Origin of the sequence: Sphingobacterium sp. LZ11T8 (genome assembly GCF_024261425.1) — a bacterium.
Lineage (GTDB): Bacteria > Bacteroidota > Bacteroidia > Sphingobacteriales > Sphingobacteriaceae > Sphingobacterium.
Genome location: NZ_JANBZY010000001.1, coordinates 994,685 through 1,021,571, shown reverse-complemented (window position 1 = coordinate 1,021,571; position 26,887 = coordinate 994,685). Strand labels below are relative to the sequence as shown.

Annotated in this window: 33 protein-coding genes; 14 read left to right on the top strand and 19 right to left on the bottom strand. The window is 38.9% G+C overall.

Annotation, left to right across the window (positions count from 1 at the left end; genetic code table 11):
• Positions 1–8 precede the first annotated feature (8 nt).
• From NLF99_RS04420 to NLF99_RS04365, 12 genes are all read left to right on the top strand, one after another.
• A complete protein-coding gene (locus tag NLF99_RS04420; protein ID WP_093099843.1) occupies positions 9–1,802 on the top strand; it encodes a heavy metal translocating P-type ATPase in 1,794 nt (597 codons plus the stop codon).
• A 440-nt stretch (positions 1,803–2,242) separates the two neighbouring features.
• Positions 2,243–2,689, top strand: coding sequence for a PaaI family thioesterase (locus NLF99_RS04415; protein WP_254526881.1), 447 nt, complete (start codon positions 2,243–2,245; stop codon positions 2,687–2,689).
• 1 nt (position 2,690) lies between these two features.
• Complete coding sequence (locus tag NLF99_RS04410) at positions 2,691–3,200, top strand: DinB family protein (RefSeq protein WP_254526880.1); 510 nt, start codon at positions 2,691–2,693, stop codon at positions 3,198–3,200.
• Between the two features lie 37 nt (positions 3,201–3,237).
• Positions 3,238–4,026: a 3-methyl-2-oxobutanoate hydroxymethyltransferase gene (gene panB / locus NLF99_RS04405; protein ID WP_302910784.1), complete on the top strand. Its 789-nt coding sequence runs from the start codon at positions 3,238–3,240 to the stop codon at positions 4,024–4,026.
• A 41-nt stretch (positions 4,027–4,067) separates the two neighbouring features.
• Positions 4,068–4,487, top strand: a complete 420-nt coding sequence (locus NLF99_RS04400) for a hypothetical protein (protein WP_254526878.1) — start codon at positions 4,068–4,070, stop codon at positions 4,485–4,487.
• Positions 4,488–4,501: 14 nt separating this feature from the next.
• Complete coding sequence (locus tag NLF99_RS04395) at positions 4,502–5,461, top strand: bifunctional helix-turn-helix transcriptional regulator/GNAT family N-acetyltransferase (protein ID WP_254526877.1); 960 nt, start codon at positions 4,502–4,504, stop codon at positions 5,459–5,461.
• A gap of 8 nt (positions 5,462–5,469) precedes the next feature.
• A complete protein-coding gene (locus tag NLF99_RS04390) occupies positions 5,470–5,931 on the top strand; it encodes a hypothetical protein (RefSeq protein WP_254526876.1) in 462 nt (153 codons plus the stop codon).
• A 9-nt stretch (positions 5,932–5,940) separates the two neighbouring features.
• Positions 5,941–6,408 carry a 2-hydroxyacid dehydrogenase gene (locus NLF99_RS04385; protein ID WP_254526875.1) on the top strand — a complete coding sequence of 156 codons (468 nt, stop codon included), beginning with the start codon at positions 5,941–5,943 and terminating at the stop codon, positions 6,406–6,408.
• A 26-nt stretch (positions 6,409–6,434) separates the two neighbouring features.
• Positions 6,435–6,599, top strand: coding sequence for a hypothetical protein (locus NLF99_RS04380; RefSeq protein ID WP_254526874.1), 165 nt, complete (start codon positions 6,435–6,437; stop codon positions 6,597–6,599).
• A 54-nt stretch (positions 6,600–6,653) separates the two neighbouring features.
• Complete coding sequence (locus NLF99_RS04375) at positions 6,654–6,968, top strand: N-acetyltransferase (protein ID WP_254526873.1); 315 nt, start codon at positions 6,654–6,656, stop codon at positions 6,966–6,968.
• An 18-nt stretch (positions 6,969–6,986) separates the two neighbouring features.
• Positions 6,987–7,310, top strand: coding sequence for a cupin domain-containing protein (locus NLF99_RS04370; protein ID WP_254526872.1), 324 nt, complete (start codon positions 6,987–6,989; stop codon positions 7,308–7,310).
• 12 nt (positions 7,311–7,322) lie between these two features.
• Positions 7,323–7,547, top strand: a complete 225-nt coding sequence (locus NLF99_RS04365) for a hypothetical protein (protein ID WP_254526871.1) — start codon at positions 7,323–7,325, stop codon at positions 7,545–7,547.
• Between the two features lie 157 nt (positions 7,548–7,704).
• Here the strand turns inward: NLF99_RS04365 and NLF99_RS04360 are convergent, their stop codons facing one another.
• The 12 genes from NLF99_RS04360 to NLF99_RS19775 all read right to left on the bottom strand — a co-directional run bounded on the left by NLF99_RS04360 (position 7,705) and on the right by NLF99_RS19775 (position 19,075).
• Positions 7,705–7,950: a hypothetical protein gene (locus NLF99_RS04360; protein WP_254526870.1), complete on the bottom strand. Its 246-nt coding sequence runs from the start codon at positions 7,948–7,950 to the stop codon at positions 7,705–7,707.
• Positions 7,943–8,974, bottom strand: coding sequence for an ACR3 family arsenite efflux transporter (gene arsB / locus NLF99_RS04355; protein WP_254526869.1), 1,032 nt, complete (start codon positions 8,972–8,974; stop codon positions 7,943–7,945). The genes NLF99_RS04360 and arsB overlap by 8 nt, the downstream gene beginning before the upstream one ends.
• Before the next feature lie 6 nt (positions 8,975–8,980).
• A complete protein-coding gene (locus tag NLF99_RS04350; protein ID WP_254526868.1) occupies positions 8,981–9,472 on the bottom strand; it encodes a GNAT family N-acetyltransferase in 492 nt (163 codons plus the stop codon).
• A 1-nt stretch (position 9,473) separates the two neighbouring features.
• Positions 9,474–9,893 carry a hypothetical protein gene (locus NLF99_RS04345; RefSeq protein ID WP_254526867.1) on the bottom strand — a complete coding sequence of 140 codons (420 nt, stop codon included), beginning with the start codon at positions 9,891–9,893 and terminating at the stop codon, positions 9,474–9,476.
• 207 nt (positions 9,894–10,100) lie between these two features.
• Entirely contained in the window at positions 10,101–10,874 is a 774-nt protein-coding gene (locus NLF99_RS04340) for a metallophosphoesterase (RefSeq protein ID WP_254526866.1), read from the bottom strand.
• Between the two features lie 6 nt (positions 10,875–10,880).
• Entirely contained in the window at positions 10,881–11,942 is a 1,062-nt protein-coding gene (locus tag NLF99_RS04335) for an ArsO family NAD(P)H-dependent flavin-containing monooxygenase (protein WP_254526865.1), read from the bottom strand.
• A 53-nt stretch (positions 11,943–11,995) separates the two neighbouring features.
• Positions 11,996–12,469 (bottom strand): DUF6428 family protein, encoded by a 474-nt coding sequence (locus NLF99_RS04330; protein ID WP_254526864.1) that lies wholly within the window; start codon positions 12,467–12,469, stop codon positions 11,996–11,998.
• A 64-nt stretch (positions 12,470–12,533) separates the two neighbouring features.
• Positions 12,534–13,091, bottom strand: coding sequence for a hypothetical protein (locus NLF99_RS04325; protein ID WP_254526863.1), 558 nt, complete (start codon positions 13,089–13,091; stop codon positions 12,534–12,536).
• Positions 13,091–13,417 (bottom strand): helix-turn-helix transcriptional regulator, encoded by a 327-nt coding sequence (locus tag NLF99_RS04320; RefSeq protein WP_093099816.1) that lies wholly within the window; start codon positions 13,415–13,417, stop codon positions 13,091–13,093. Before NLF99_RS04320 ends, NLF99_RS04325 begins: the two co-directional genes overlap by 1 nt.
• A gap of 939 nt (positions 13,418–14,356) precedes the next feature.
• Positions 14,357–16,249 carry a hypothetical protein gene (locus tag NLF99_RS04315; RefSeq protein ID WP_254526862.1) on the bottom strand — a complete coding sequence of 631 codons (1,893 nt, stop codon included), beginning with the start codon at positions 16,247–16,249 and terminating at the stop codon, positions 14,357–14,359.
• Between the two features lie 46 nt (positions 16,250–16,295).
• Complete coding sequence (locus NLF99_RS04310) at positions 16,296–17,936, bottom strand: DUF4209 domain-containing protein (RefSeq protein WP_254526861.1); 1,641 nt, start codon at positions 17,934–17,936, stop codon at positions 16,296–16,298.
• An 8-nt stretch (positions 17,937–17,944) separates the two neighbouring features.
• The gene (locus NLF99_RS19775) at positions 17,945–19,075 is read right to left on the bottom strand and encodes a HEPN domain-containing protein (RefSeq protein WP_254526860.1); all 1,131 of its coding nucleotides are present in this window, start codon (positions 19,073–19,075) and stop codon (positions 17,945–17,947) included.
• A 153-nt stretch (positions 19,076–19,228) separates the two neighbouring features.
• Here NLF99_RS19775 and NLF99_RS04300 point away from each other — a divergent pair, with 153 nt between their 5' ends.
• A complete protein-coding gene (locus tag NLF99_RS04300) occupies positions 19,229–20,047 on the top strand; it encodes an AbiJ-NTD4 domain-containing protein (protein ID WP_254526859.1) in 819 nt (272 codons plus the stop codon).
• A 9-nt stretch (positions 20,048–20,056) separates the two neighbouring features.
• Positions 20,057–20,344 carry a hypothetical protein gene (locus tag NLF99_RS04295; protein WP_254526858.1) on the top strand — a complete coding sequence of 96 codons (288 nt, stop codon included), beginning with the start codon at positions 20,057–20,059 and terminating at the stop codon, positions 20,342–20,344.
• A gap of 155 nt (positions 20,345–20,499) precedes the next feature.
• On the opposite strand, the gene NLF99_RS04290 is transcribed toward NLF99_RS04295, so the two are convergent.
• The 7 genes from NLF99_RS04290 to NLF99_RS04260 all read right to left on the bottom strand — a co-directional run bounded on the left by NLF99_RS04290 (position 20,500) and on the right by NLF99_RS04260 (position 26,869).
• Positions 20,500–21,315 carry a hypothetical protein gene (locus NLF99_RS04290; protein ID WP_254526857.1) on the bottom strand — a complete coding sequence of 272 codons (816 nt, stop codon included), beginning with the start codon at positions 21,313–21,315 and terminating at the stop codon, positions 20,500–20,502.
• A gap of 96 nt (positions 21,316–21,411) precedes the next feature.
• The gene (locus tag NLF99_RS04285) at positions 21,412–22,035 is read right to left on the bottom strand and encodes a hypothetical protein (RefSeq protein WP_254526856.1); all 624 of its coding nucleotides are present in this window, start codon (positions 22,033–22,035) and stop codon (positions 21,412–21,414) included.
• Complete coding sequence (locus NLF99_RS04280) at positions 22,035–22,850, bottom strand: DUF4099 domain-containing protein (protein ID WP_254526855.1); 816 nt, start codon at positions 22,848–22,850, stop codon at positions 22,035–22,037. The genes NLF99_RS04285 and NLF99_RS04280 overlap by 1 nt, the downstream gene beginning before the upstream one ends.
• Before the next feature lie 31 nt (positions 22,851–22,881).
• On the bottom strand, positions 22,882–24,108 hold the full coding sequence (locus NLF99_RS04275) for an ArdC family protein (RefSeq protein WP_254526854.1): 1,227 nt from the start codon (positions 24,106–24,108) through the stop codon (positions 22,882–22,884).
• The gene (locus NLF99_RS04270) at positions 24,098–24,256 is read right to left on the bottom strand and encodes a hypothetical protein (protein ID WP_254526853.1); all 159 of its coding nucleotides are present in this window, start codon (positions 24,254–24,256) and stop codon (positions 24,098–24,100) included. The genes NLF99_RS04275 and NLF99_RS04270 overlap by 11 nt, the downstream gene beginning before the upstream one ends.
• 1 nt (position 24,257) lies before the next feature.
• The gene (locus tag NLF99_RS04265) at positions 24,258–24,722 is read right to left on the bottom strand and encodes a M23 family metallopeptidase (RefSeq protein WP_254526852.1); all 465 of its coding nucleotides are present in this window, start codon (positions 24,720–24,722) and stop codon (positions 24,258–24,260) included.
• A gap of 56 nt (positions 24,723–24,778) precedes the next feature.
• Positions 24,779–26,869, bottom strand: a complete 2,091-nt coding sequence (locus NLF99_RS04260) for a TraM recognition domain-containing protein (RefSeq protein ID WP_254526851.1) — start codon at positions 26,867–26,869, stop codon at positions 24,779–24,781.
• Positions 26,870–26,887 lie beyond the last annotated feature (18 nt).

Here is a 26,887-nt window from a genome sequence, read left to right as displayed (position 1 = left end):
TTATAAAAATGAAAAATATATATAAATTCATTATCGTTCTCAGCATTGCCTTAGTGGCACTTGTTCTGGAATTTATCCTGAAAGAACCGCATTATGCTAAAATCTTAATTACGGCAACCGGCATTTTGATGTCCATTGTTCTTCTGAAAGGAATGATCGACGTGCTTCGTTCCGGGAATTTTGGCGTGGATATTTTGGCGATTTCTGCCATTGCTGCAACCTTAGCTGTTGGTAATTATTGGGCGGCACTCATTATCCTCATTATGATTACCGGAGGTGATTCGTTGGAAGATTATGCCCAGAAAAAAGCCCGGAAAGATTTAAAATCATTGCTTGATAATACACCCCGAATTGCTCATAAAAAAACAGGAAACGATTTACATGATGTTCCTGTGGAGGATATTAAAATCGGTGACATCATCATCGTAAAACCCAAGGAAATTATTCCCGTGGACGGAATTTTACTGAGTGCAGAGGTGCTGCTGGACGAATCTTCGCTCACGGGCGAATCCAAACCCGTCAACAAAACCAAAGGCAACAGCTTATGGTCGGGTTCGGTGAATGGTTCGGGAGCCATTACCATTCAGGTTTCCAAACTCGCCAAAGACAGCCAGTACCAGCAACTCGTGCAATTGGTGCATAATTCCGAAAAAGAGCCGGCACATTTTGTGCGAATGGCGGATCGGTACGCTTTGCCTTTTACCATCGTTGCTTTTTTAATTGCCGGAATTGCTTATTTGATTACCAAAGATCCCAACCGCATTGCCGAAGTGTTGGTGGTGGCTTCGCCCTGCCCGCTGATTCTGGCGGCTCCCATTGCCCTGATAGCCGGAATGAGCCGTTCCAGCAGAAATGGGGTGGTGATAAAATCCGGGACTGTCATCGAAAAACTGGACAGAATGAAAGCCATCGCCTTCGATAAAACCGGAACCTTAACCAAAGGCGATCTTACTGTGGACGACATCATCCCGGAAAATTCTTATTCGCAAGACGAACTGATTGATTTTGTAGCCAGCGTAGAACAGCAGTCTTCCCACGTTTTGGCGGTTTCGGTGATGAAATATATCGGGGATAAACCGATTCCTCTGGCAACAGATTTAAAGGAAATAGAAGGAAATGGTATTGAAGGAAAAGTAAACGGCAAACTGGTGAAAGTGGGTAAACTGAATTTTGTAACGACCGAACCCATTTCAATTAAAACGGAAAAAACCTCGTTATTTGTTTCGGTGAATGACAAATATGCAGGGGAAATCACCTTTACCGATGAAGTGCGCCCCGAAGCCCGGCAAACCATTGCCCAATTAATAAAAATGGGTATCCAAAAAATTATGATGATTTCCGGCGACAAGCAAAGTATTTCTGAAAACATTGCCAAAGAAATTGGCATTACGGAAGTGCACGGTGGCTGTTTGCCGGAAGACAAACTGAAAATCCTGAAAAGTATGCCCGACGAATTTCGCCCGGTTGTAATGGTGGGTGATGGCGTGAACGATGCACCGTCGTTAACCGTTGCCGATGTAGGCATTGCGATGGGTGCTAAAGGATCGAGTGCCGCCAGCGATTCGGCAGATGTGGTGATTTTAAGAGACAATCTGCAAAAAGTGAGTGATACTATTCTCATTTCCAAAGAAACGATGAAGATTGCCCGTCAATCCGTTTTCATTGGCATTGCCGTTTGTACCGTGCTGATGCTGATTGCAGCCTTCGGTGTTTTACCGGCATTGATTGGTGCAGGATTGCAGGAAGTGGTGGATCTGATTTCCATTACCTCGGCATTAAGGGCTTTGAAGGACAGAACGTAACCACAACATTTGTTAATTGTCAGGAAAACCTTCAAAGGTCGCTGTTCAAGTAAAATAAAAACGTCCATAAAGACCGAAGGGCAAAACATCTATTATCTGGGTTACATCAGCGTCGATAATGACCTGTTGAAAGGCATAAAGGGTTGTTAAAAAGAATCGCTTCTAATTAAGCAATTTTAAAAGGGGATTGTCTCACAAGGACAGCCCCTTTTGTTTTGGTTTAGCGTGCTGTTTTCATAGCCTTACAGTTTTATCGGAATACCACTGTTACAAACGGCATCCACTAATCCAAGTATAAAATTCCTACTATCAAATGAGAACTTTTCACAGGTAAAACCCAAGCTGTGAAAGATTTATTTCCATTTCTGTTTGCCGGATAAATTTTATTCTTTAATTTTACATAACCAATTATGTAAATAGTTATTTAATCCGTTTATGATATGCAACAAATTGAAAGGAGGAAACTAACACCAGAACACGAACAAAGAATAAGGGTAGGTATTCCAAAACAGGTACTAATGAAAATGTACAATGCAAGTGCTGAAAGCGTTGCAGAGGGCTACGTCCAAATTGCCGTGCCACATCAGGAAAGTTTGGTAAGAAAAGGCGGAATTTTTTACGGTGGTGTACTATCAGCATTGGCAGATACAGCCGCCTATTTTTCGGCTGCATCATTACACGATGCAGATGCTTACTTCCTTACCGTAGAACTCAAAATAAACTATCTAAACCCAGCAATAGGCGAAAAAGTTTTTGCCACGGGGGAAGTAGTGAAAAATGGTAAAACATTGAATATCTGTAAATCTGATATTTATGTAGTTACAGGCAATGAAAGAAAATTAGCTTGTACTTCCCTTGTTACTTTAATGCAGACAAAAAGAAAATAATATGGAAATCACATCTGTAAAATCATTTATTGATTACTACGAAAAAATTAGAGAGCGTACCAATCGTATAATAGCAATCATACTGCCCGAACATATTGACTTTGCTTACAAGCAGGGAAAATACACCATAGGCGACCAAATACGTCACATAGCCACCATTGAAAGGTATATGTATGCCGAAACCATTTCGGGCAGAAAAAGTGCTTATCAAGGTTGGGGAAAAGAACTTGCCGACGGCTACGAAAATATTATAGATTTTTTTAACCGTTTACACAAAGAAACAATAGACATCATTAGTCAGTTTTCCGATGAAGATTTAAACCGAAAATGTTTAACACCTGCCAATTCTGAAATCATTATTTGGAAATGGCTTCGGGCAATGGTGGAACACGAAATACACCACAGAGGCGAATTATACATTTACCTCAATTTGCTTGGAGTGGAAACAAAACCACTTTACGGATTTACAGCAGAAACGGTACAGGAAGTTAGTGTACAATTACCTAAATAGAAAATATTATGTCAATCCATACAGAAGATAGAAAAAAGTGACCACGCTTCAGCTAAAAAAGATGAAGCAGAACAGCGAAAAAATAAGCGTATTAACGGCTTATGATTACACTACGGCAAGGATTTTAGACGGAGCAGGTATTGATGTGATACTTGTAGGCGATAGTGCGTCTAATACAATGGTAGGCAATCCCACAACAGTAGGCATTACGCTTGACCAAATGATTTACTATTCCAAATCAGTAGTAAACGGAACAAAGAAAGCATTGGTTATTGCCGATATGCCATTTGGTACGGTATCCGGCAATCCTATAAAATCCCTCGAAGCCTCAATCCGTATGATGCAGGAAACAGGAGTTGATGCAATCAAAGTAGAGGGTGGAGCAGAAATAAAAGAAGATGTCAAAAAAATAATTGATGCAGGTATTCCCGTTATGGCACATTTGGGCTTAATGCCACAATCCATAAACAAATACGGAACGTATGCCATTCGTGGTAAAGAAGAAGCCGAAGCAAAGAAACTCATTGAAGATTGCCTTTTAATGGAAGAATTGGGAGCATTCGGCATATTGCTTGAAAAAATCCCTGCAAAACTTGCAACCGAGATTTCCGAAAAAATAGCAATCCCTACAATCGGTATCGGTGCAGGTGTCGGAACAGACGGACAAGTATTGGTTATACAGGACGTAATGGGAATGAACAAAGATTTTTCGCCTAAATTTTTAAGATGTTATGCAGACCTGCAAACCATAATGACCGAAGCAACACAGCATTATATCAGTGATGTAAAGTCACAGAATTTCCCGAACGAAAATGAGAGTTATTAAACCGTAAAAAATTAAAAATCAATTTAAAGATATTCAAAGCTATGTTTAAGATTAAATCAGCATTTCTGTTAGCAATGTCCGCAGTTCTTTTAGTTTCGTGCGGCATCAACAAATCAGCCCAAACAAATACTGTTAAGGCAGATTGTAAAGAAATTTCGGGTAAAACCAATATCAGAATAAAAAATAACAGTCAATACACTTTGGAAAATGTTACTGTTACGCCTTCCGAACAAAAAATCAATTTCGGTAAGTTGGAAAAAGGCACATACTCTTGTTACCACTCATTTGAAAAAGCGTATAGATATGCTTATGTCAAAGTAACGATTGAGGGTAAAGAATACGAATTAACCCCGATTGATTATGTAGGGGAAAAAGAATTGGGAGCAGGTTCATTTACTTACGTTTTAGAAGTAGATAAATCAAATGAATATGCCCCATTAAAAATAAAATTGGAAAACTAAATAAACGTATTACAATGGACATCTTCAACAAAACAGGTAAAATGGCATTAGGTAGCAGGTTGCGTTTGCTAACTGCAAAAGTAACCGATGATGCAGCAAGAATTTACGAACTGTACGATGTGGATTTTTCGCCAAAATGGTTTCCTGTATTTTTTGTGTTGTATGACGAGGGAGCAAAAACCATTACAGAAATAGCCGAACAAATCGGACATTCTCAACCGTCCGTTACCAAGATTGTAAAAGAAATGGCAAATGCAGGATTGGTAAAAGATAACCTTAAATCAAACGACAAACGCAGAAATGTTGTAGGATTGACAGAGCAAGGTGCAGTAGTTGCCGATAAAATGATAAACGTACAATGTGCCGATATTGATATTGCCATAGACGGAATTATTGCAGAAGCCACACACAACCTTTGGGAAGCATTGGCAGAATGGGAGTTTTTATTGGAACAAAAATCAATCTACAAACGAGTAGTAGAACAAAAGAAATTGCGTGAAAGTAAAAATGTTCAGATTGTAGAATATGAACCGCAATACCATTCTGCATTCAAAGCATTAAACGAAGAATGGCTTACTACCTATTTTGAGATAGAAGATAGCGACCGTATTTCATTAGCTGACCCCAAGACATATATTTTAGACAAAGGCGGAAAAATATATGTCGCACTATACAAAGGCGAGCCTTTGGGGGTTTGTGCCTTGATGAAAATGGACGACCCCGATTATGATTTTGAATTAGCTAAAATGGCAGTTTCTCCAAAAGCACAGGGTAAGAATATGGGCTATTTATTAGCCGAAAAAATTATCAGCACAGCCAAAGAATTGGGAGCGACAAAACTGTTTTTAGAAAGCAACACCTCTTTGAAACCTGCAATAAACCTATATCAGAAATTGGGGTTTCAAAAAATCACGGGACGTATCTCGCCTTACAAACGTGCCAATATTCAAATGGAACTTGATTTAACAAAGTAAAACTAAATATGAAAGTAGTCCTTTTAGATAAGAAATATTTCCTGTCAGAATTTCCCGTAAACGAATTAGGTGTTGAATGGGAAGAATACGACAGCACACCAAAAGATAAAATGCTATCACGGTTGCAAGATGCCGATATTGTATTGACACACGGAGTTGTTTTTGACAGAGAAACCATACGACAGTTACCCAAGCTTAAAATGATTTCTGTAAATAGTACAGGATATGAAAGAATAGACATAACAGCTTGCAGAGAATTTGGGATAACGGTTTGCAATGTCAAAGATTGGTGTACCAACTCGGTAGTAGAACATATCATATCCTTTATGTTTTCGCTCAACCGTTCCCTGCCGTCCTATCACGATTTTGTACAAAGCGGAAATTGGAAAGGAACGCCCTACGAAATGGCCTATAAACCTGCAAAAGAAATCAGAGGTTCTGTAGTGGGAATTATCGGTTACGGAACATGAGGAAAACATTTGGCGGAAGTCTGCAAAGCATTAGGCATAGACGTATTGATTGCCGAACACAAGCACAGCACAGACATACGGCAAGGTTACACCCCATTTGATGATGTCATAAAACAAAGTGATTTCATTGTAGTACAAGCCCCGTTAAATGAACAAACCAAGCACATTATTTCTTATCCCGAATTGGAAATGATGAAACCGGATGCTTATCTCATTAACTGCGGACGTGGCGGTTTGGTAAATGAAACAGCGTTATTGGAAGCATTGGAGCAAAAGGAAATTGCAGGTGCAGGGTTAGATGTGATAGAAGCCGAAAGTTTTAAGAATGCTCAACTTCTCAACTATGTAGGACACAATCTAATTCTTTCGCCACACATCGCATTTACAAGTCAGCAATCCATAGCCAACAATACGATGATGGTTGCCGAAAATGTGAAACAGTTCATTAACGAAACCCCCATAAACGTAGTGAGTTAATAATATAACGGATAGAATTTTGAACAATGAAAACAGACCGAATTACCGATTTCAAAATTATCAATACCAATGCACAGGATTGGGAAATGGTCATCGACCTGTTCAATAAAGCCAACGGACAGCAAGGGCAGGACGGATATAAGGTATGGGGCGAGGAAATGGACAGAACCGTAATAGAAAAAGATATATAAAGCGGTCGCCATTACAAAATCGCCACGGGCAATGATGTGCTGTGCATCTTTAGTGTGCAATATACAGACCCCGTGATATGGCGTGAGAAAGACAAAAACGATGCTCTTTACCTCCATAGGGTTGTAGTCAATCCCGTTTACAAAGGACAGAAACAATTTATGAAAGTCCTGAATTGGGCAAAGGAACACGCCCTGCAAAAAGGCTTAAAGTTTATCCGAATGGACACTTGGGCTGAAAACACAAAACTCACAGACTATTACAAGTCTTATGGTTTTGAAGTAGCTGAATATTATACCACCCCTAATGAAGCAGGAATACCCATTCAATATCGAAATGTAGAGGTTGTACTTTTTGAAATGGAATTATAAAACAATAAAACAAGGAATATGAAAAATGTGGTAAAAAAAGAAAACGGCGTACCGAGACAGTTTTTAGGCGTTGATTTCGTCGTGCTGTCAATCGGTAAAGATACAATGGTATCAAAGATGCTTTACAAAGCAACTGATAATGTACCGTTCCACAAGCACCCGACCGAGCAGAGCGGTTATGTAGTTTCGGGAAAGTACAAATTGAAGTTTGACGGGAACGAGTATCTATTATCAGAGGGCGACACCTATTCCATTCCTGCCGATGTGGACCATTCCATTGAGATTTTGGAAGCAGGCGAAGTCGTGGACGTGTTCAGCCCGATAAGACAGGATTACCTTTAAAACACTCCCCATATGTACAGTTTTAAGAATGACTATGCCGAGGGTACACATCCCGATATATTACAGAAATTGCTCGAAACCAATCTGGTGCAACATACGGGATATGGTGAGGACGCCTATTGCTCAGAAGCCAAAGAACTTTTAAAAAGTAAGGTGGCAAACCCTGATGCCAACGTAACAACAAGGTCAAAAATCTTTATTTCCTGCTTGCTAGAGCAATTTATGAACAATTTTTGACTATTCAAAATTTGTAGCTGTGACGTATTTGTGACGGTTTTTTTGTTTAATGGATTTATGATTGGGAAAGTCACTTCCTATATTCCTCCATTTTATTCATATAGATGAGCAGAAAGTAATTGGCATGCAAATATGTTATTGACCAATAACTTCATTATCAGACAAGGCTTGTTGACAGCCCGACATTATTGTCGTTCTCATGTCTCTGGGCAATGATCCTTGTATACAAATCCTTAAGTAGTCTCAAACGGACAGCGGAAAAGACTTCATATTCTGTTTGGCTCAATTCATCCTTATTCTCTTCCAACAAACGATCAATGGTCCGAATATCAACTTGTTGATAAATGGATTGAGCCGTGGAAAAATATTCCGTGTTTATCTGCCCAGATCTCACATTACCCATAGTATCGTTTCTTTAGCCAAAGACTGGCCTTTACAAGTAATATCAATACAGGTACCTCAACTAAGGGCCCGATAACGCCAACAAATGCTTGCGGAGAGTTGATACCAAATACTGCGATGGCGACTGCAATTGCCAGTTCAAAATTGTTTCCTGTGGCCGTGAACGCTATGGATGCGTTTTTATCATATGGAACCTTCATTGATCTGTTTACAAAGAAGCTCACGAAAAACATTAGGACAAAATAGATGACCAGTGGAATTGCTACTTTTACCACATCCATCGGAAGCTCCACTATTTTTTCACCTTTTAAGCTGAACATTAAGACGATCGTAAATAATAAAGCGTACAATGTTATAGGCGATATTGTGGGTACAAATTTTCTATTGTACCATTCTATACCTTTTGATTTAACTAAGATATATCTGCTTAGGAAGCCTGCCAGAAAAGGAATACCCAAATAGATAAGAACACTTTCAGTGACGTCCGTCATTGAAACACTGACATTGAAGTTGGCTAGTCCTAATTTACCGGGCAGTACATTGATAAATAACCATACAAAGAAGCTATAGGTAAATACCTGAAAGATACTGTTTAAGGCGACTAATAAGGCTGCGTATTCTCGGTTTCCTTTAGCGAGATCATTCCATACAATCACCATTGCAATACATCTGGCCAAACCAATAAGAATTAATCCGATCATATAGTCCGGCTCATCTCTTAAAAACAAAATGGCAAGAACAAACATTAAAATTGGTCCTATCACCCAATTTAATAATAATGATATACTGATTACTTTTTTATCCCTAAAAGCAGTAGGTAAAAGAGAATAGTCAACTTTAGCGAGTGGGGGGTACATCATTAAGATTAGTCCAATAGCTAACGGAACGTTAGTTGTACCTACGGATAGGGAATCCATAACTTTTGAAGTCCCGGGAAATAAGAAGCCCAAGCCCACTCCAACTGCCATAGCAAGAAATATCCATAAGGTCAGGTATCTGTCAAGAAATTTTAATTTTGGCTGCATACTATTTTAATTTATTCCTATTGTTTTACTTCTTCTTTCCATAATAATCGTGTCGCGCCAGGTATCTCCCAGTTTTCCTATTTTCTCACGGAAACCGACAATTCTAAAACCAAAGCGTTGATGAAGCGCTACTGTTGCTTCATTTTCAGGAAACATTCCGCTTTGAAGCGTCCAAATTCCATAAGCTTCGCTTTCTTCAATTAGCCTGGCCATCAAGGTCTTTCCGACGCCTTTTCCTTTATGAGAATTAGAAACATAAATACTTACTTCTGTAACACCTCCGTAAACGCAATGGCCGCTCACTGCCGAAAGGGCTGCCCAGCCAACGATGATACCATCAACTACTGCTGCAAACCTACTGTGTTTTAGTTTCCTTTTATCCCAATCTTCCCACTCTGGGGCAGTTGTTTCAAAAGTGGCATGGCCTGTTTCAATGCCTTCTTTGTATATTCTGGAGATATTTGAATAATGCTCCTTACCGCTTGCTGTTATTTCCATTCTATTTGTTTACCAGTGAAAAAACATAAAACATTTCTGCTGAAATCTGCAAGCTTCTTTCCGCATACACCTCTGTTTGCTGTGGGCTATTGTCCGAGGCTTTGGGATCATCGTATTTTATCGGGAATCTTGCCTCAGCTCCAAAAACCAAAGGACAGCCTTCATCTGCATTGTTACAGGTCATGATGGCACCGAATTCATTTTTAGGATTAAATTCGCTGTTATACTCTTTGGAAAAGCAGATAACCGCGGTCTCATTTTCGGCATATTTAATTGCATAGACAGGATTTTCTGTTCCGCTGAGCTTTTGAATCTGAAACCCCTGATCGCTCAATGTTTCTGCAACTTTGGGGAACATTGCAGTTGCCTCAGTACCACCTGAATAGCAAAACACATTAGTAATCCCAAAATGATAGGCCATTGTCTGAGCCCAGATCTGTGATAAATGGCTACGGCGGCTGTTATGCGTACAGATGAAATTTAAGCGAATTGTCTGGTTTTCTCTTACCTTCCTCTATATGTAGTCTGCCAATGGCTGTAAAACTGTTTTTCTTTCTTCTGAAATACTATTTGTTGAAATGGATTCAATGGTCGTTATAATTTTATGGTTCATTTTTATGATTTAAAATTAATAGCCTCTTCTTAGATTTTCTGCATATTCATTAGGCAGGGGGCTTTCTTCTACCGCCTTTGCTGCTTTTTCAATGTCATAATCAAATCGTATAAACTCGACACCGATGCTTTCTTTGTTCAGCACAGAACTATTTTCATTGATTGTCAGCATGACGTAAGCTCCCCTCACATCGTTATCCTTAGGCTTCCCAACGGAACCGATATTGACCGCATGACGAAAATGAGCCGGGTCTTCGGATCCAGAATTTAAAATGCGATGGTAAGGTTTGTGCGTATGCCCGAAACACATGATATCTGCATCAGCCTGCTCCATAATCCTGAGCATACTTTTTTCTTCACGGTCTTCAAAAAGATATTCATTGATCTTCCTTGGGCTGCCGTGCACCAAAAGCAAATTGAGCTTATCTTCATTTAATTGAAACTCAACTTTGATATGTGCAGGGAGCGTGCGCAAATAGGCACGTTCATTGTCCTTCATGATAGAATTTGTAAAAGAAATGGAGATATTGCCATTGTCTTTTTCACTATTGGTTTTATAGGCACAGCCACATTCATTGCTCATACGTCCGATACCGAAGTCGTAATTTCCTGCAATGGTTGGAATTTTCCGCTTACGGATTTCGTTAATCACTTCGTTTGGCCATATATTGTAACCTACCAGGTCACCCAAACAATAGATACTATCTGGATTTCTTTTACCGACATCTTCAAAGAAAGCTTCCAAAGCGGGTAAATTGGCGTGTATATCGCTGAATAATGCAATTTTCATATTATATTAGTTACTATTTTTTAAAAATTCTTCAATCTCAAGTATTGTTTGTTTTGCTGTTTTATTTACACCTATGATTGTGGCGGATGCATAACCGGTCCAATTGCCGTATCCGACGAGCCACAATCCGGGCATTTCTAATGATTTACTTTCACTGGTCTTTGCAACGCCCTTTTCGTCTATGTGTATCAATGATTTCAGATAAGAAGTATCATAACCGAATCCTGTACACCAAATAATAGCATCAAATTCCTCCTTGTCCCCACTATGCCAAATCACCCCCTTATCATATAACTTATCGAATGTGCCGCTTGACACTAATACGCCTCTGCTTTGGGCCTCTTTAACAGATGGAACCATGACGATATTTCCTAGATTATACTGCGATGCATCGAAGGGTTTGCCTTCTTTTTCGGCCTTGTATCGCGCCGAGGCTACGTTAAACAGATAATATCCGTCTACTTCATCAGGCAAAAATTCAGGTTCCTTTTTGGTTGACCACTTTACAGCGGTAACTTTTGAGACCTCTGCGACAATCTGGGCACCGGAGTTACCTTCGCCTACCACCAGCGTTTTCAGTCCAGTAAAGTCTTTTGGATTTTTATACTTTCCTGAATGAATTTGAAGCCCCTTAAAATCTTCTATTCCTGCTAGCTTTGGAATAGCCGGATTGCCCCATGTCCCAGTTGCCGAAATAACTGTTTTAGCTTTTAAAGCCCCCTGATGGGTAAGGACCTTAAAAACAATCCCATCCTTTTTAATTTCAACAACTTCAACACCCCTCCTCACATTCAGTTGATAATGCTCTTCGTACTTACGCAAATAGTCAATTGCTTCTTGTCTGAGCGGAAACCGATGCTCAGATTTTGGCATCAGCCATCCCGGTAAAGAGCTGTAATCTGCTGGAGAAAATAGGGTCAGGCTATCCCAGCTATGGAGCCAGGCACCACCCGAAATATCCTGTTTATCCAGTATAAGATATTTCAGTTTTGCCCGCCTTAGATAATATCCACATGCTAGCGCACTTTGGCCTCCGCCAATAACAATAACATCAAAGATCTCATCCATTGATTTAGCTTTAATACATGTTATTTAAAAGACATCTGACATTCTACAGCGAATTAGCAACATCCTCCACCCGGTGTACACGAATTATTTTCAGTACCTGTAACTACAGAAAGATTTATCTTTTGCTTTTCGGAAGGTATCCCGCATGCATCCTGTGCAAGACAGGCAGTAGTCTTACTTTTCAATATAAAAGTTCTGCCATTGAATTCCAGATCATATTTCCCAATTGTGTCACTTTGATATTCCACTTCGATCTCGGCATCTTCCATGCCTAATTTTTCCTCCGAAAGGCTGATAATATGTAATAATTTTCCGGGTTTTAATCGGTGTTCATAATCATCGGCGTTCCATAGCTGAAAGTTCACGGCCTTTTCATCACGTATTACACCACCACAGTCAATGAATCTTTTATTGATCTGGCCGACTTCGGTCACATGGAAATGCTCTGGTACAAATGTTCCGTTTTCTAATTGAAATTCAACATTCTTCAATGTTGGAAGGATTTCTTTGATTTCTGATAATTTCATTGTTTTATATTTATAGTTATAATGCAATATTGCGATAAATTCAAGCAAATTTTTTAACAGCACTTTAGCTGTAAAAGCTAAAATACTTACTGAATCTGGGAATGTAAAGCAGCACATGTAAGAGGCTTATGATAATCGCTCCCGGCAGTAGATTTTTAGCTATAATTTGGAAAGTATCATAGCCTGCGCTATGGCTAAACTTATTTACTAACGATATACCGCTAGATTGAAAATTGAGTTTGATCACTAAAAATATGGCAATAGCGGCAAAATGTAAGCCGTTCACCAGCAGATGGATAATATATTCCCAACGGGGAAGTCCACCCATAAATTGTCTGCTGTCTTTTTCCACATAAGCATCCAACAGCAATGTAATGATATCCGCAACAATCAAAAGGCATCCGAATACAAACAGGTTGTTGTTTTCGATATTTATAAATAAAGAGACAAGTATACCTGTAAATAAAAAGGCCCGCATCGTATGAATAAGATGTTCAAAACGGCTTTCCTTATGTTCATAGAGGCGATATTTGTAAAGATGCAAAAATACACCATCAAATACTGCCAATAATGAATAGCTGATCAGTAATACCGAAGATACAATGAAAGCAGTTTCCATCATTAACAACATTTTTGATTGGTTACTGTAGAAATTATTTTTGAAAAATACTCTTTCAATATATTGAATGTATTTTCGTCAATACAGTAGCATACAGATGTTCCCTCAATGCTCCCTTGTATTAATCCCGCATTTTTTAATTCTCTCAAATGCTGTGATACGGTTGGCTGTGCTAGTGGCAGCTCATTGACAATATCTCCGGTGATACAGGTATTGACTTTTAGCAGATATTCTATAATAGCAACCCTTGCAGGATGGCCCAATGCTTTAGCAATAACCGCAATCTGGTTTTGGCGGTCCGTAAAATGATCTGTCTTTGTTGCTCCCATTTTTAAATTATTATATTGCAATATTACGATACTATAATGAAACAAAAAAATAATAAATGCAATTTTATTTTGCCATGATCATAAAACTAGGCCGTATAGAGAAAAATGTTAAAAAATGGAAGACACTTTGGGTCAAAAAATTGTATGAGTTGATTCGTGAGTTTTCGAGATATATACTGTTTATTTTCTACTTTTTTTCCGTGAATGTTTTTGTGCCGTTTTCACCATCTTTTAATACAACATTCAACAGGAATCGAAAGCAAGTGCAATTTTGGCAATGTTGTTTATCATGGACCCACAGATTTTGAGTCTATAGGTCTGCATTCATCAACAAGGGCACAAATGTTTGTTTCCTGCTTGCTATAGCATTTTATGAACATTTTTTCAATATTCAAAATTTGTGCTGTGACGTATTTGTGACGAATTTTTTCAAATATAGTTAAGCGTAACTCACGTTAAAATGGGCAAATTTTTCACTAAGGTCTCTTATTTCCTTGTGGTAGCTTTTAAATTGTTTTTCAACCTTACCTTCTAAGAAGTGATTTTTTATTTAATTCGTGAGTTTTTTTTACTGCAAAATTTGTGGCATAAAAGTTTTCCCGACGTGAACATAATAAATCTAAGTATTATTGAATCCGTTTAATTTTTGAGGACAAGCCGTCTCGGAAAGTTCTGAAAGTAAAGGGGGAGGATTCAATAGTGCGAATAGAATCGATAAAAGTCATTTTTATTATTCAGAAAAACAACTTTCAATTTTATGAGTCCAAACTGGGAACCAGAAGATTATGAGTCTTTCGGCCTGTACCTCTTTACACGGTGCAAAATCGTCGTTTCCGACTTGCAGAAGCAATATATGAACTATTTTTGGAACCGTGAAATTTTTCTTCGTAACACATTTGTAACGGTTTTTATTCTTTTGAACATTACAAATCCGAACGACTACCGTACATCCTTAATAAGATAGCCTTTGCTTTCAAGATTGACATTAAATCTCTTTTTAAAAACAAACCTTTTTAATGCATATCTAATGGTCTTCACAACTTCTTTATCTTCTATTTTATATTCTGGCATCCATTCTTGGATATAACCCATATAACGTTCAAGCAACAAGTAGACTTCTTGTTGTTGGTCAGTAGCATTTTTAGGGATTAAAGTTCTTATGTAGTCGAATTTCTCTATAATACTCAAGAGGATGTTTTTTGCAGCAGGGTTCTTATCAAAATTTTTCATAGCATGGTAAGCAATTGCTTTAATTTCATTGATTACATAAGCATTGAGTTTACTAATTCTATATAGATAATCGAATCCTTTCATTTCAATTTGAAAAGGTATCTGGCTTTGAATTCTGTCAATTTCGTAGGTGGTTGCTGTAGAAAAAGGATAAAATTCCCAAGCGATTTCTACGTCTAATTTAGGGGCAAACTTTTCAAAAGATTTTAAGGCCGATGGGCAGTTAAGCTGTAGCAAATAGACTTTAGTATTCCGTGTATTTTTTGAGTCAATAATCGACAGGTTTGTCGTAGTGTAAAAATTGGATATCTCTTGGTACAAAAAGTATTTCTTATATGTAGCAATTTGATCAAATATCTTTGCAAAGTCATAGTAAGCAGTACTTAGAAAAAAAGAAGTTTTATCATTCGGGAAACGTTCTCCTTTGGGATAATCGTAATTTATGGCGGGCAAATAGACTTTAATGATAGTCTCACACCACCATTCACGTAAATTTTGTATAATTCTTTGACTGACAGTATCTTCATTAGATTGAAGACTTTTTGATAAGAATTGCTCCAAAACGACTTTAAACCTTATGCCATCATATAGATGTTCATCCAAGTTATGTACATTAAAGTCTTTAAAATTTTTCACATAAAATTCCTCAACCTCTTTACAGAGATTTACCATTAAAAGAGCAGCGACGTCATTACGTTCCTTAATAGCAATAGAAAAAAGATTGCGTATCAAATCATCTATCTTATCATAAAAGATGATTGGATGTAATTCTTTGTTTTGTTTATAATCTGCGAACATTTTTTGGAAGTGTTCCAAACAACCACTTTTAATTTCAAGTAGGGTTGTTCTATCAAACTCCTTAATAGCTGATGTTCCTATTTCTATAAGGAGCGTAATTGGATCACGATGATAATGTTCATTCCTATTACCTTGTCGCCAAAGCACGTGGATATGATAGCTTAGTGACCAATCCATGTTAAATTGCTTAATAAGTGACTGAATATTGTTACGGCTTTGGGATGAACGTAGCAGCAAAACAAGTGTAGGAATGATAGACACAACCAATAATAAAGAAATTGCTAATGAAAATAAAAAGAAAGCATCTCCATAAGAAGTACGAGATGCCCCCTCTTTCAAATAGCTACAAGTGTATATAAGTAAGATCATATCACTAACAAACAAAGTGAATATGAATTTTATATAGCGATTTGTGAAAAATTTGATAAAGGTGAACCGTCCAAAATACTTATAAAAAATATTAAAAGACAGTATAATAAAGGAAAACACAATACCCACAAAAATACTGACAGTACGAAGCGTATTTTCGGTAATGTAAACTTGCGTTTCAAGGTTAGGCATACCTATATACAAAGGCTCTTGATAAAAAACGAAAAATATGATGATTACAAAAAGAACTAATAAACTTAATAGTCTAAAGTCGATAGAGATAAGTTCATTGACTCTAGGATTAAAAATAAAATACCTAAAACGATAATAAAGTATTTTTACTAATTCCCATGACTTTTTTGGCAAATGATATAAAGCAGATAATACCTTTTGTATTTTACTTTTATTTGTAGTTTTTGTTTGGTTTGGAGACATATTAGTACTTTTTTACAAGAGAAGAAAAAATATGATTTCACTTTATTTATTTCAAATTAGGAAACCATACTTTAGTTTGGACAACCAGCTTCAATGTCACCCACCATAAGTACATCCCGTATTTTTGAATTTCTAAAGGTTCCATGAGTCCGTGTAACAAGTCGTTTCTAAAATTACGGCTATTCCCATCTACTAAGAAACTAATCATTTCATCGATAAGATCGGAATTGTCAATATGTCGGAGTTTTTCCAAACAGCCACCTAATAAATTTTCATGTTGTTTTTCTTTTTCCCAAGTAGTTACGTTAACTCCACTTTGCACGGCGATATGCCTAAGACTATTTTCAACTTGTGGCATGAGAATATGAGCAGCAGTTATAAAGTCATTGTTAAACCCTTTGGTTATTCCGATGACATAGAGGTATTTGCGGCTGTCTGGAATAAAAGGGCTTGCTATTCTATTCAAGAGCTCGTCTATGAACGATTCAGTAACTTCATCATAGACATCCATTTTATTTTTTATTGCATGGATAAATGCCAAAATTCTTTCTCTGTAAATCGTTCGCACGAAATTAGCGTGGCCTTCTTCGACGCTTTGAGTTGCTACGTGTGCGCCTTTATTATTGACTTTAACTTGTTGAGGAAATGCAGTTGCCAAAAAACTATTTGAATCAAATACATTTGGAACCTGTTTTTCAATCAATTCCTGCGGAATAATTGGAATATTCAGTAACTCACGATAACCATCGTTAAAACTATTTATTTCTAATTCAGCCAAAGCGACACGGAGCTCTTGAAAATCAATGTCTTGAAAAAGATTTACACCTACCGTCTGAACCATTTTAAAATCCTCTTGTTGTTCTTCTGCAACCTTTTTTTCTAACCTTTTTCGTAATTCTTCACAGCTTGGAATAGACGTAAGCAACCTAAGACCTTTAAGATAATTCTGTGAGATTGTGGGATAAAATGTGTTGGGTTGTTTATTTGACACTTGGTGATCTGCTTCAAGTTCATAACTTTCTGCTAACTTAATTCGACATTCATGGGCACTCAAAGATTTGATGGAATGGAGTGTTTCAATCGAAATGCGTACGGCATCGAAATCATGATTTTTATAAAAATCAGAAATCTGTTCATTCAATTTTTGAGAAAATTCCTTTTGGCATTTGGTTAGTCCGAATGCCCCAACCATTTCAATTAAAAGCCTCTTTTGTAAGTACGCAGTTTTTGGATTTATTACAGCTTTTTTCGCTTCTTCAAATAAAACATCGCTGTCTTGCTCAAAGATTTTCTTCGCATATCTTACTAAGGCAACTGAACGCATTAGGTAGATATAATCGCCATTAGTATGATAAATATCCGCGTAAGATGTTCTTACTAATTTGATATTTTCTTTTAGGTATTTTTTATCCAGTGTTAATAGTACATCCAACCATCTGGCAATAACTTCTTTATTTTCAATTATGTTTATGTCGATAGATTTTAATGTGGATAGTTCTCCGTCGTTAAAATCACTTTTTAACTTTTTGGTATCGAAATCCAGTAAATCAACTCTCAAAAGTTTCAAGATTAAGTCTAAGATATTGCTTTGACTGGGGTTAGTGTTTCGATAAACATATATCTTTTGCTTTAGGTCGAACCCATAAGTTCCATCTTCGATTTTAATATGTATTTCTTTCGGATTCATAATTCTTGTTAAAAAAGTTTGTTGAGTATGTCATTGACACCAAATCTGATAGAAGACGGTGGAATAGGATTCTTATCGGCTATTAGCTTCCGTATCCCATAACTAATTAGTGCAATATTTAGATTTTTCAATTCCCAGAAAGATTCCAAAATCATTTTCTTTTTCTCCTTTGTCTTCCCGGGCATATAATCATAAAGCCTATAATGCAAACCACCATGTGCTACTTCATTTCGTATTCGAAAGCTGTTAAGAAGAAGTTGGTCAATTTTTTGTGTGTCTTGCCTGTTATTTGCAATGATAATCGAGGTAACTAACCGCATCATTTCCGTAGATGTGTTTTTGTCAAAAAAACTTTCCAAGGCAAAAACTAAGTCTAAAAAGCTATCAATAGTAATATAATTTGATTGTACTGCTTTTAAGAAACGGTGGAAAGACCATATATTTTTATGCCAAACTTGAGCAATCAAACCCAAATTTGTTGCAAGAATATCGAGCCTCTTTTCTTCCAGCAAAATTGGATATGACATTATATCTGAATGTTCATCCATTATATATCTCCCTCCCTCATGTGTAAACGAAAGTAATCCGCTCGATTGTGGTGGCGTAGACTCGTGATAAGTGGAATGAGTAGGATAAGTAAGATGTAGACCTAATAAAAAAAATGCGCAAATATCATTGGCAACGGAAATAATAGCTGACTTTAAATTTTCAAACTCATCGTTCCAACTGAATATTTTCTCTATATCATATTCCTCCTCTAATTTTAGATTGGGAGAATAAGAAATATCGGCATTCAAAGACATTTGGACTATAATCAATCCCTGCATCCTCCTTAGATTCCCTCTCGACACGATATGTTGATAATCTCCAAATGCTCCTATTTCTTTTTCTACTATTGATTCAGCTTCATTAGTGTTGCTCATAGGAGCACTTGTGAACGGATAAATCTTAATCGTAATATTACTGAACTTTTCTACTAACAAACGATCAAATTGGTAGCTTCTATTAAAATGTATTTCTCTTTCGAAATATAGATCGTTACTAAAAAAGGTTTTACAGTATTTTGTAATATCAAATTCAAAATATTTTTGGTTACTACGTATGGAAGTAGGTAAAAACCATCTAAATATATGTTCCACTTTATGTTTTTATTGTCTTAAACAAAGATAAGAATTCGCTATCGCATTGACTCTTAATATTATCCACACACGATAGGATATGCAAGAGTCAAATCTCGTTTAGGCAAAGTTTTATTGGTTTATTATCTTTGTTAATATATGATAATTTGATTTATGGAAAGATTTTCAAAGCGTAATGGACATTCTTCTGCTGAAAAAGAAATCATTATTAGAGAGGATGCACCTATAGGATTGAGACAATTTATCCCGCAACTTCTGTTTGATTTACGGATGTCACCAAATGAAGTTCGAGCGATTGTTTGCCGAGTGTTAAGGGTGGCTCCTGACACACAACATAATTGGGGAGAACCAAACGTAAGCAATGAAATATATGAATTGCTTGAAAATTGTGAATGGTTTTTTGTCTATGATATTATCGAAAGATTCTATCACGTATTAACCCCTATTAATAGACCAGAATTTGCAGAAGAAATCAATGATTATTTTAAAACGAATGGGATAGGTTGGAAGTTGGAAAATGGTCGTATAGAATTTCGTGGAGACGAATTATTTGAAAATGATTTGGAAAAGGTTGTTAAAGATTTAGGAGATGTCAAGCTACATACTGCCCAGAATGAAATCAGGGAAGCGATTAATGATCTTTCGAGAAGACCAGAACCTGACATTACGGGTGCGATTCAACATGGAGTAGCATGTTTAGAATGTGTTTCGAGGGATGTGGTTGGGAACAACAAAATCACATTAGGTGAGCTCATCAAAAGAAATCGTGAAATAGTGCCCCCTACAATTGATACCAGTGTAGAGAAAATATGGGGGTTTTCTTCGGAACAAGGTAGGCATCTGCGTGAACAAAGAGAACCGTCTTATGAAGAAGCGGAATTGATGTTAGGATTATCCGCTTCGATTTCAACTTACTTGGCCAAAAAAAAGAAGTTACTACAACCACCACCTGATGTATGGAATGATTTTTAAAAAATTCTTATGACGATTAATGAAACCAAAAAAATTGTTAGTTCGTATTTTGAAAAAAATACTACTTGCATAGAATGCAAAAGTGATAAGAAACTTATTGTCAATAGTAATAAATACAGAATCCGTCCAGATGACGCTTTTTATTTTGCCAACAAAGTATTTATTATGGAGTATGAAAATAATTTGCGACCTGTCGAAAGTATCTCAAAATATTTTTGGTTATTCCGACAAACAGACTGGCTAAAAGAAAATATCAAAATTTTGATGCTACTAACAATAAATAATAGCAAAGTATAAAAAGAACACCGTATTAGGGTGGAAAGCGTTCGGGAATTAGGGATGGTACTTAAACAGCTCTATCCAAATAATTTTGATTTCATCCTACTTAATTATTCTGAACTTAATAGCACGAATATAATTGAAAGTCTGGATTCGTTAAGAAGCAAATAATGTTATCGTGTCCGAGGGTCAACCGCAATAATATACATATCGTCTTTCAATATTTGTATTTCGTAATTCTCTCTCGTATCTGGATCAAACCAAAGATTATCTTTTACTTTTGTAAACTTCTCATCTAAATCAATTATAAGTTGTTTGTGAAACCAATCTGTATAATGTAACCTTTGACAATATAAAAAGCCTTTACCACCCGAATATTTAGGGTTTGCTCTTTGATAGTCGATAAAATCCGTAAAGCGACCAATGGAATTTGGGGCTCCGATTAGCAAAATATTGACTTTTTCGTATAAGACTTTGACCTGCAAAAAATCGATTTTTTTCTGACGGTCTATGCTGGCTTTGAGAATATTTCCATCTTTATCTATCTTAGTGGCATAGCGATATGTTTCTGCCGACCGATCCAATATTTCAATCAAGTCGATGAGAAAGTCATAATACTTAGTAAACTCTAATTTCTCATCCTTATCCAACCCGAGTTGCTTATGTAGCCGATAATAATAGATTTTAAATTCATCAGCAAGTTTGTCAAGCTCATGGCTTTTTTCTAAATCTACTAATCTTTCAAAATTTGTTAGACTTACAGTTTGGGCATATTCCATGAAGAAATTTATGTTCTCCTTTAGACCAAGTTCGATGCCATGTGAGATTGTATGTAAAAACGGAATGGAGATTTCATCAAAACGGCGTTTAGTAGTTGGATAACTTTCAAAAAGGTAATCTACGAGACGGTTATATTGCCCCCATATACTTCCATTGTTGTCAGCCCAACCAACATAAGCAATCCAACTATCACGTTCTGCTAAATTCATACTTCAAATTTAAGGTAAATTCATCACTTAATTATGTAATACTAAACAACAAAACCCCTGACCCAATTAAGGATCAGGGGTGCGGGATGGGCTGGCTCAGATTAGCCCGTTTATAAAGGATTGGTAGAACGTTTCAAATGGTGCTTTGGGTTTATGGGTTCTGATACCTGCACGTATGCCGGACAATCTTTCAAAACGGTTCAATGAAAAATCACCAACCGGAATACGGTATCTCTTTTTGTTGCAATAAAATTCGCCATGTTCATCAACAAGGCTGAACCTCGCATTCTTACCGAGTTGCCACGTCGCTACTTTGCAATCGGCTACACGGCCACTTATTCCCCCGTCAAATACCATATGTATTTTGGCATTGGTGAAAAGGGCTTTCAGCCAAGTAAACTGTTCTTTGGTTGGCAACAAACCCAATGAAGCAAATGCACTCGGACAGTGTGGAATAATCCAATTGGGGTAATAATGACAGAAGCACATTATATCACCAGCCGAATGACCAATAAAAAGGTCGGTAACGGACAAAGGCAAGTTGTTCGTCGCCAACCATACACCTTTGCTTACCGGAATACGGATACCGTTTTCACTCCAACGTTCATGGTCTATGATCTGGTTTTTCAATGTATAAGGGAATAGAATATTACCCTCGACCATATCCATATAGGGAGCAAAGAAGTTCCTTACTTCGGCTTTTAATCGGAGAAATACCATTACCTCGAAACGGTACGTCCGTACCCTCTACTTTCTTGTTTATCCCGAAGATTTTGCGCAAGGTCTTGAACGGTTTTCTCGTTCCCTTTTTCCCTTATCTTTTTGTCGGCCATCATCATGTCGGACAACGCACGGTTGTATCCGGCGGTATAACCCTCATCCTGCGGTTCGAGCCTACCTCTTAGGTTATTGATACCACGGAATACCAAGTATGAGATACCGCCGTCCAATAGCACGGATAGGATAAGCCGTTTACTGTCTGAACGAATACCCTTATTGTCCGTTGCCGAGTGCTGGATTTTCGTTCCGTCTTTGAGTTCCACCACTTCACCGTTACGGAAAGCCTCCTGTTGCTTTTCAGAAAGTTCTTCGCCATTTACCCTAATGGGGGTCTGCACTTCTTCGGGCTCATACGCCACAAACTCCTTTGTGAGATCGTCGTATTCAATGATGACTTTCTTCTTTTTGTTTCCACCGATCTCCTGTTCTTTGCTCACTACGTGTTTTTCTCCGGCAATCAATGCTTTTTCTTCGTCGTCGCTCAATAGCGGGTGCCATTGTGGTTCACGATAAATAGGATGTACGTTAAGCTGGACAGTACCGTCCTCACCTCGGCTAAGAGATAGCTTTGCATCCAGTTGGCGGATGGCAAACCCATCGATATTCAGATTGGCCATGCTCAACATATCGGTTCTTCTACCTGCAAGCAGGGCATCGATATTCTCCGGGCTTATGCTAAATCCACCGTTTATGTAAAGCCCTAATTTTTCAAGTTCGTTTAGGGGCATTTCATGTTCGTTGATAGGGTATTTCATGATGTAATTGTTTTTTGGGGTTTTAATAATTTTATCTTCTGATACCGTAGGCGGCGACAACCTCCATTTCAGTATGCGCCGGGCGCTTTAGGTCTGCATCTACCTTGACAGCTTCGGGATGCTGTTTGGCTTGGAGCAGGGAATTATATAGCTGGTCTGTCTTGGATAGGGAAAATACATTTCCGGTTGTCAGGTCTTCCACACGCATACGTCCACGTTTCAGATGGCCTTGCACTTTGTACACCGTATTGTTATAGGCGATTTCATCACCCATAGAAAGGGTAGTTTCTTTCACCTTTTGTGATTGTGTTACGGTGAGTTTTTCGACCGCCACATCGGCGGCGGCTTTGATTTCCCTTTTTTGTTCAAATGCCAATAGGTATTTGAATATTTTTTCAGCATCAGCAGCGGCGGCGTGTATTTCAAAAGGTGTATCGCGCAATATCTGAATCCAATTGTCCACGTAGGCAACGTGTTGGCCGGGATCGTGGCCAATGTGGAGTTCTTGACCTATGAGCATGGATGCAATTTCGGCGCGGAGTTCCTCGCGGGCATACCCCTCTGTTCCAAACTTGTTTATAAGGCTTCTGTCCAGACGGTTTTCGTGTCCTGTCCAATGGCCGAGCTCATGGAGCACGGTGGCATAGTATTTATCCGGTGCATCGAATTGTTCACGGAACGGCATGGTAATACTGTCACGGAGTGGGCTATAAAATGCTTTGTCGCCCGCTCTGTGGGTTATGTTAGCTCCCGAAGCCTGAATGAGGTTTTCTGCCCTTTCGATAGGATCCCATTGGAATTGTTTTACATCAGGTTTAACCAAAGGTTCGATACCGTTGATCTGCTCCGCATTGAACACCCAAGCGGTTGTAATGATCGGTCTGTCCAACCTTACCTGAACCTTAACAGGTTTTCCTTTTTCGTCCAAAATCGGTTTGCACTGCTCGTCTTTCTTAGGCAACAATTGGTGTAGTTTGACATACTGGATAAGGGAAGCCTTTTCACCTTTCCGCACTTGCAAGCCTTTTTCCGATGCTTGCTTAAAGGTCATCCATCGGGGGTCATCACGATCAGCCATCAAGAGGGAAAAAATATTAATCCCTTTATAGCGGTTTCCCGTTGTGGCATTGTATGGGATTTCAAAGGCTGGGCCGTTGTGATTCCACGGTTTTTGCCACGGTGCAGTACCCTCTTCGAGTTTCTTGATGATATTTGCGGCTACTATTTCATGCAGGGATTTTGAATTTTTACTGCTCATATTCATCCACCTCCGGGGATTCGTCATCAGGCCATTCGTCGGCGTATTCCACGCCATAAACGGCGGCTTCCTGTGGGGTTAGACCAATATCCTCACCACTGGCCAGGATACTTAGTTTTTGTTGTAGTGATCTTAAATGATAGTCCATATTATTCGATGTTTAAAGGTTTATCCGATTGTTCTCTTAGCCTGTGCAGGAATTTCAATGGGTCAAGGTATTTCCCTTTGAATTTCACCGAGAAATGCAAATGCTCACCCGTCACCCTGCCCGTTGCTCCCGTAATACCAATGGGTTGCCCCACCGTCACCGTATCACCGGGCGAAACGAGTATTCGGGAAAGATGTCCGTAAATGGTTTCCACGTCTCCGTGAAGTACCCGTACATATTTGCCAAGTGCTTTATGCTTTCCGGTTGCTTTGACCCGACCGTCAAGCACATTGAATACAGGGTCGGAACGGGCGGCAAAATCGGCACCGTTATGGTGCGATGCCTTACCATTTATCGGGTGGATACGGTAGCCGAACGGTGATGTAACCTTTAGCTTGTCCAATGGCGGACTGTAATCGATGCCCTGCCCATAAAGCATAAAGGGTACAAGTAGCAACCACCCCAAAACAAGGCTGGGGATAGTTAATATGTTCCGCTGATAGGCAGAACGTTCTGTGTTGTTCATGATGTTTTGGTTTCGGTTGGAGTGGGAATCTGGGGTGTGTCCTGTGTCGGCATTAACTGCTGGACCATTTCCTGCACTTCCTTGTTGATGCGGAAAAAATTGTCCAATAGGATTTCCTCTTTCCGTCCACCGAAGTCGTAATAGGTCGGCAGTTCCCGATAATTTGCTTCTTCCTTTTTAATGGCTTCCATGTCCAGATTGACACGGCAATTGACCGCCGAGGTCTGGTATTTTCCCGTATAGGTTTCCACAGTATCACGTGCAACGATACCGACGATTTCACCTGTCTTTAGTGATGCTATCTTCCCGGCGGGAATCAACGGTTCGAGTTTTTCATTCAACGATAGCGAGGTTCTTGTACGGTCGATGCTTAGGCTTTCACCCGTTTGCTTGACCTTGCCAAACAGGCGTTCCAACCACTCCAAGGTTTCCTTGCTCCTGACAGAGCCAGACAGTACATTTCCCATGATGGACGTGATGACCTCTGCTGTTTCCTTGCCATATTGCTGGAGTAACATAGGTAACTCCTGAAGCCCCAAAACCACTCCGGAAAAATTGGATCGGGCCTGTGCCACGAGTAGGTCGACACGGTGGATATACAGACTTGGAGCCTCATCCACCACTAAACCGATGGGCAGATTGCCCTTTGTATTGATAAGTTTGGTAACCCGATTAAGCACCACGGACAGGCAGGCGGAATTGATGCTCTGCGTACTCGGGTCGTTAGCAAGCACCAAAATACCGGGGTGCTTGGGGTTACTGACCTGTAGCTCGAAATCATCCGCACCGAAAACCCAGAAAGTTTCTTTGGTTGCCATTCGGCTGATAAAGATTTTGAGCGTTCCGACCTGTCCCTCCAATTGGTCAAATGCCTTTGCTTTGTAGGCAGATAAAAATGGTGATAATAGGGAAGCAAGCTCCCCGTTACTGAACAGCACCGTAAAAATCTGTTCATACGAAAGATTAAGAAAGGCAAGTACATGGGGCAGACTGGAATAACGTCCATCTTCGTACCTACTGAAAAAGTAGATACAGGCGGCAAGGAAATTGACGGCGGACTGCGTAAAGAATTGGTCGCTTCCACCGGACTTGTCGCCTTTTTTCAAGGCTTCAACAAGTGCTTCGGCCGTTTCCGAAGCATCGGCAAGTGTACCCAGATAAGCACGTTTCAAAGGGTTTACCCGTCTGCTCTTTGCAGGGTCGTTGAGATTGATAACGTGGAAACGGTAATCCTTGCACCGACCGTTCTGTTTGGCAAGCAGGTAATGATAATATGCAATTTTGCCGAGATCGGGGTATTTCAGATCGTATAGGCACATGGTGAACGAATTGGCAATCATTTGGCGGATAATCGGCATGATGATCCCAAACGATTTTCCACTGCCCGGCACTCCGCAAACCAAACAGCCCCTAAAAATATTTTCGAGCGGTATATACCCCTTTCGGACTTTTCCCTTGTAATAGAACAAGGTCGGGATGTTGATCGAGTACGGTGTTATCACGGGTTCAGTCGGCTGCATAAAGGATTCTTCCTCAATGTTCCAACGATCCTTTCCCAGATTGGAGCTGATAATCTTGGAAACGTTGTCCATTGCAACGTGTACCAAAACGGCACCCGCAAAAGCACTTGTGATATAGGCAAGGTCATACCAATTGACTTGCCCCCATATCGGAGCCGCTCCACGTCCTTGCAACCACAAGCCCGAAAAAAGAATGAGCATCCCCAATGCCAAAGGGTAACCGATCTGGGTCTTGGGATTGAGGTCTTTTTTCTTTCGGCTTAATGTTCCGATGGAGACCAGACAGATCAGTACAAGCGTAAAGAGTTTGCTGTTTATCAATTCGACATAGAACGGCACCCTCGAAAGCCTCTCCGCAAAGAGTAGCAAACTGTTATTTGCTACCCCTGCCAAGAGGAATCTATCTACATAGAAAAACAAAAAGACTTCGAGGACAACGGATAGGTATATGCCAAATTGCAGGGAGCGGTAAAGCCCCTGTTGCTCTTTGGTTTCTTCCATAAATGTTTGTCTTTGTAAGGTTGGAAGGATGGCGTCGCCGTTCTTCCATGATAATTTGATTTTCAAAGAATGGAAGACTGCCTT

Coding starts and splice junctions, on each gene's coding strand:
- NLF99_RS04420 (WP_093099843.1), top strand. CDS start 9: ATGAAAAATATATATAAATTCATTATCGTTCTCAGCATTGCCTTAGTG.
- NLF99_RS04415 (WP_254526881.1), top strand. CDS start 2,243: ATGCAACAAATTGAAAGGAGGAAACTAACACCAGAACACGAACAAAGA.
- NLF99_RS04410 (WP_254526880.1), top strand. CDS start 2,691: ATGGAAATCACATCTGTAAAATCATTTATTGATTACTACGAAAAAATT.
- NLF99_RS04400 (WP_254526878.1), top strand. CDS start 4,068: ATGTTTAAGATTAAATCAGCATTTCTGTTAGCAATGTCCGCAGTTCTT.
- NLF99_RS04395 (WP_254526877.1), top strand. CDS start 4,502: ATGGACATCTTCAACAAAACAGGTAAAATGGCATTAGGTAGCAGGTTG.
- NLF99_RS04390 (WP_254526876.1), top strand. CDS start 5,470: ATGAAAGTAGTCCTTTTAGATAAGAAATATTTCCTGTCAGAATTTCCC.
- NLF99_RS04380 (WP_254526874.1), top strand. CDS start 6,435: ATGAAAACAGACCGAATTACCGATTTCAAAATTATCAATACCAATGCA.
- NLF99_RS04370 (WP_254526872.1), top strand. CDS start 6,987: ATGAAAAATGTGGTAAAAAAAGAAAACGGCGTACCGAGACAGTTTTTA.
- NLF99_RS04365 (WP_254526871.1), top strand. CDS start 7,323: ATGTACAGTTTTAAGAATGACTATGCCGAGGGTACACATCCCGATATA.
- NLF99_RS04360 (WP_254526870.1), bottom strand. CDS start 7,950: ATGGGTAATGTGAGATCTGGGCAGATAAACACGGAATATTTTTCCACG.
- arsB (WP_254526869.1), bottom strand. CDS start 8,974: ATGCAGCCAAAATTAAAATTTCTTGACAGATACCTGACCTTATGGATA.
- NLF99_RS04350 (WP_254526868.1), bottom strand. CDS start 9,472: ATGGAAATAACAGCAAGCGGTAAGGAGCATTATTCAAATATCTCCAGA.
- NLF99_RS04345 (WP_254526867.1), bottom strand. CDS start 9,893: ATGGCCTATCATTTTGGGATTACTAATGTGTTTTGCTATTCAGGTGGT.
- NLF99_RS04340 (WP_254526866.1), bottom strand. CDS start 10,874: ATGAAAATTGCATTATTCAGCGATATACACGCCAATTTACCCGCTTTG.
- NLF99_RS04335 (WP_254526865.1), bottom strand. CDS start 11,942: ATGGATGAGATCTTTGATGTTATTGTTATTGGCGGAGGCCAAAGTGCG.
- NLF99_RS04330 (WP_254526864.1), bottom strand. CDS start 12,469: ATGAAATTATCAGAAATCAAAGAAATCCTTCCAACATTGAAGAATGTT.
- NLF99_RS04325 (WP_254526863.1), bottom strand. CDS start 13,091: ATGATGGAAACTGCTTTCATTGTATCTTCGGTATTACTGATCAGCTAT.
- NLF99_RS04320 (WP_093099816.1), bottom strand. CDS start 13,417: ATGGGAGCAACAAAGACAGATCATTTTACGGACCGCCAAAACCAGATT.
- NLF99_RS04315 (WP_254526862.1), bottom strand. CDS start 16,249: ATGTCTCCAAACCAAACAAAAACTACAAATAAAAGTAAAATACAAAAG.
- NLF99_RS04310 (WP_254526861.1), bottom strand. CDS start 17,936: ATGAATCCGAAAGAAATACATATTAAAATCGAAGATGGAACTTATGGG.
- NLF99_RS04300 (WP_254526859.1), top strand. CDS start 19,229: ATGGAAAGATTTTCAAAGCGTAATGGACATTCTTCTGCTGAAAAAGAA.
- NLF99_RS04295 (WP_254526858.1), top strand. CDS start 20,057: ATGACGATTAATGAAACCAAAAAAATTGTTAGTTCGTATTTTGAAAAA.
- NLF99_RS04290 (WP_254526857.1), bottom strand. CDS start 21,315: ATGAATTTAGCAGAACGTGATAGTTGGATTGCTTATGTTGGTTGGGCT.
- NLF99_RS04285 (WP_254526856.1), bottom strand. CDS start 22,035: ATGGTATTTCTCCGATTAAAAGCCGAAGTAAGGAACTTCTTTGCTCCC.
- NLF99_RS04280 (WP_254526855.1), bottom strand. CDS start 22,850: ATGAAATACCCTATCAACGAACATGAAATGCCCCTAAACGAACTTGAA.
- NLF99_RS04275 (WP_254526854.1), bottom strand. CDS start 24,108: ATGAGCAGTAAAAATTCAAAATCCCTGCATGAAATAGTAGCCGCAAAT.
- NLF99_RS04270 (WP_254526853.1), bottom strand. CDS start 24,256: ATGGACTATCATTTAAGATCACTACAACAAAAACTAAGTATCCTGGCC.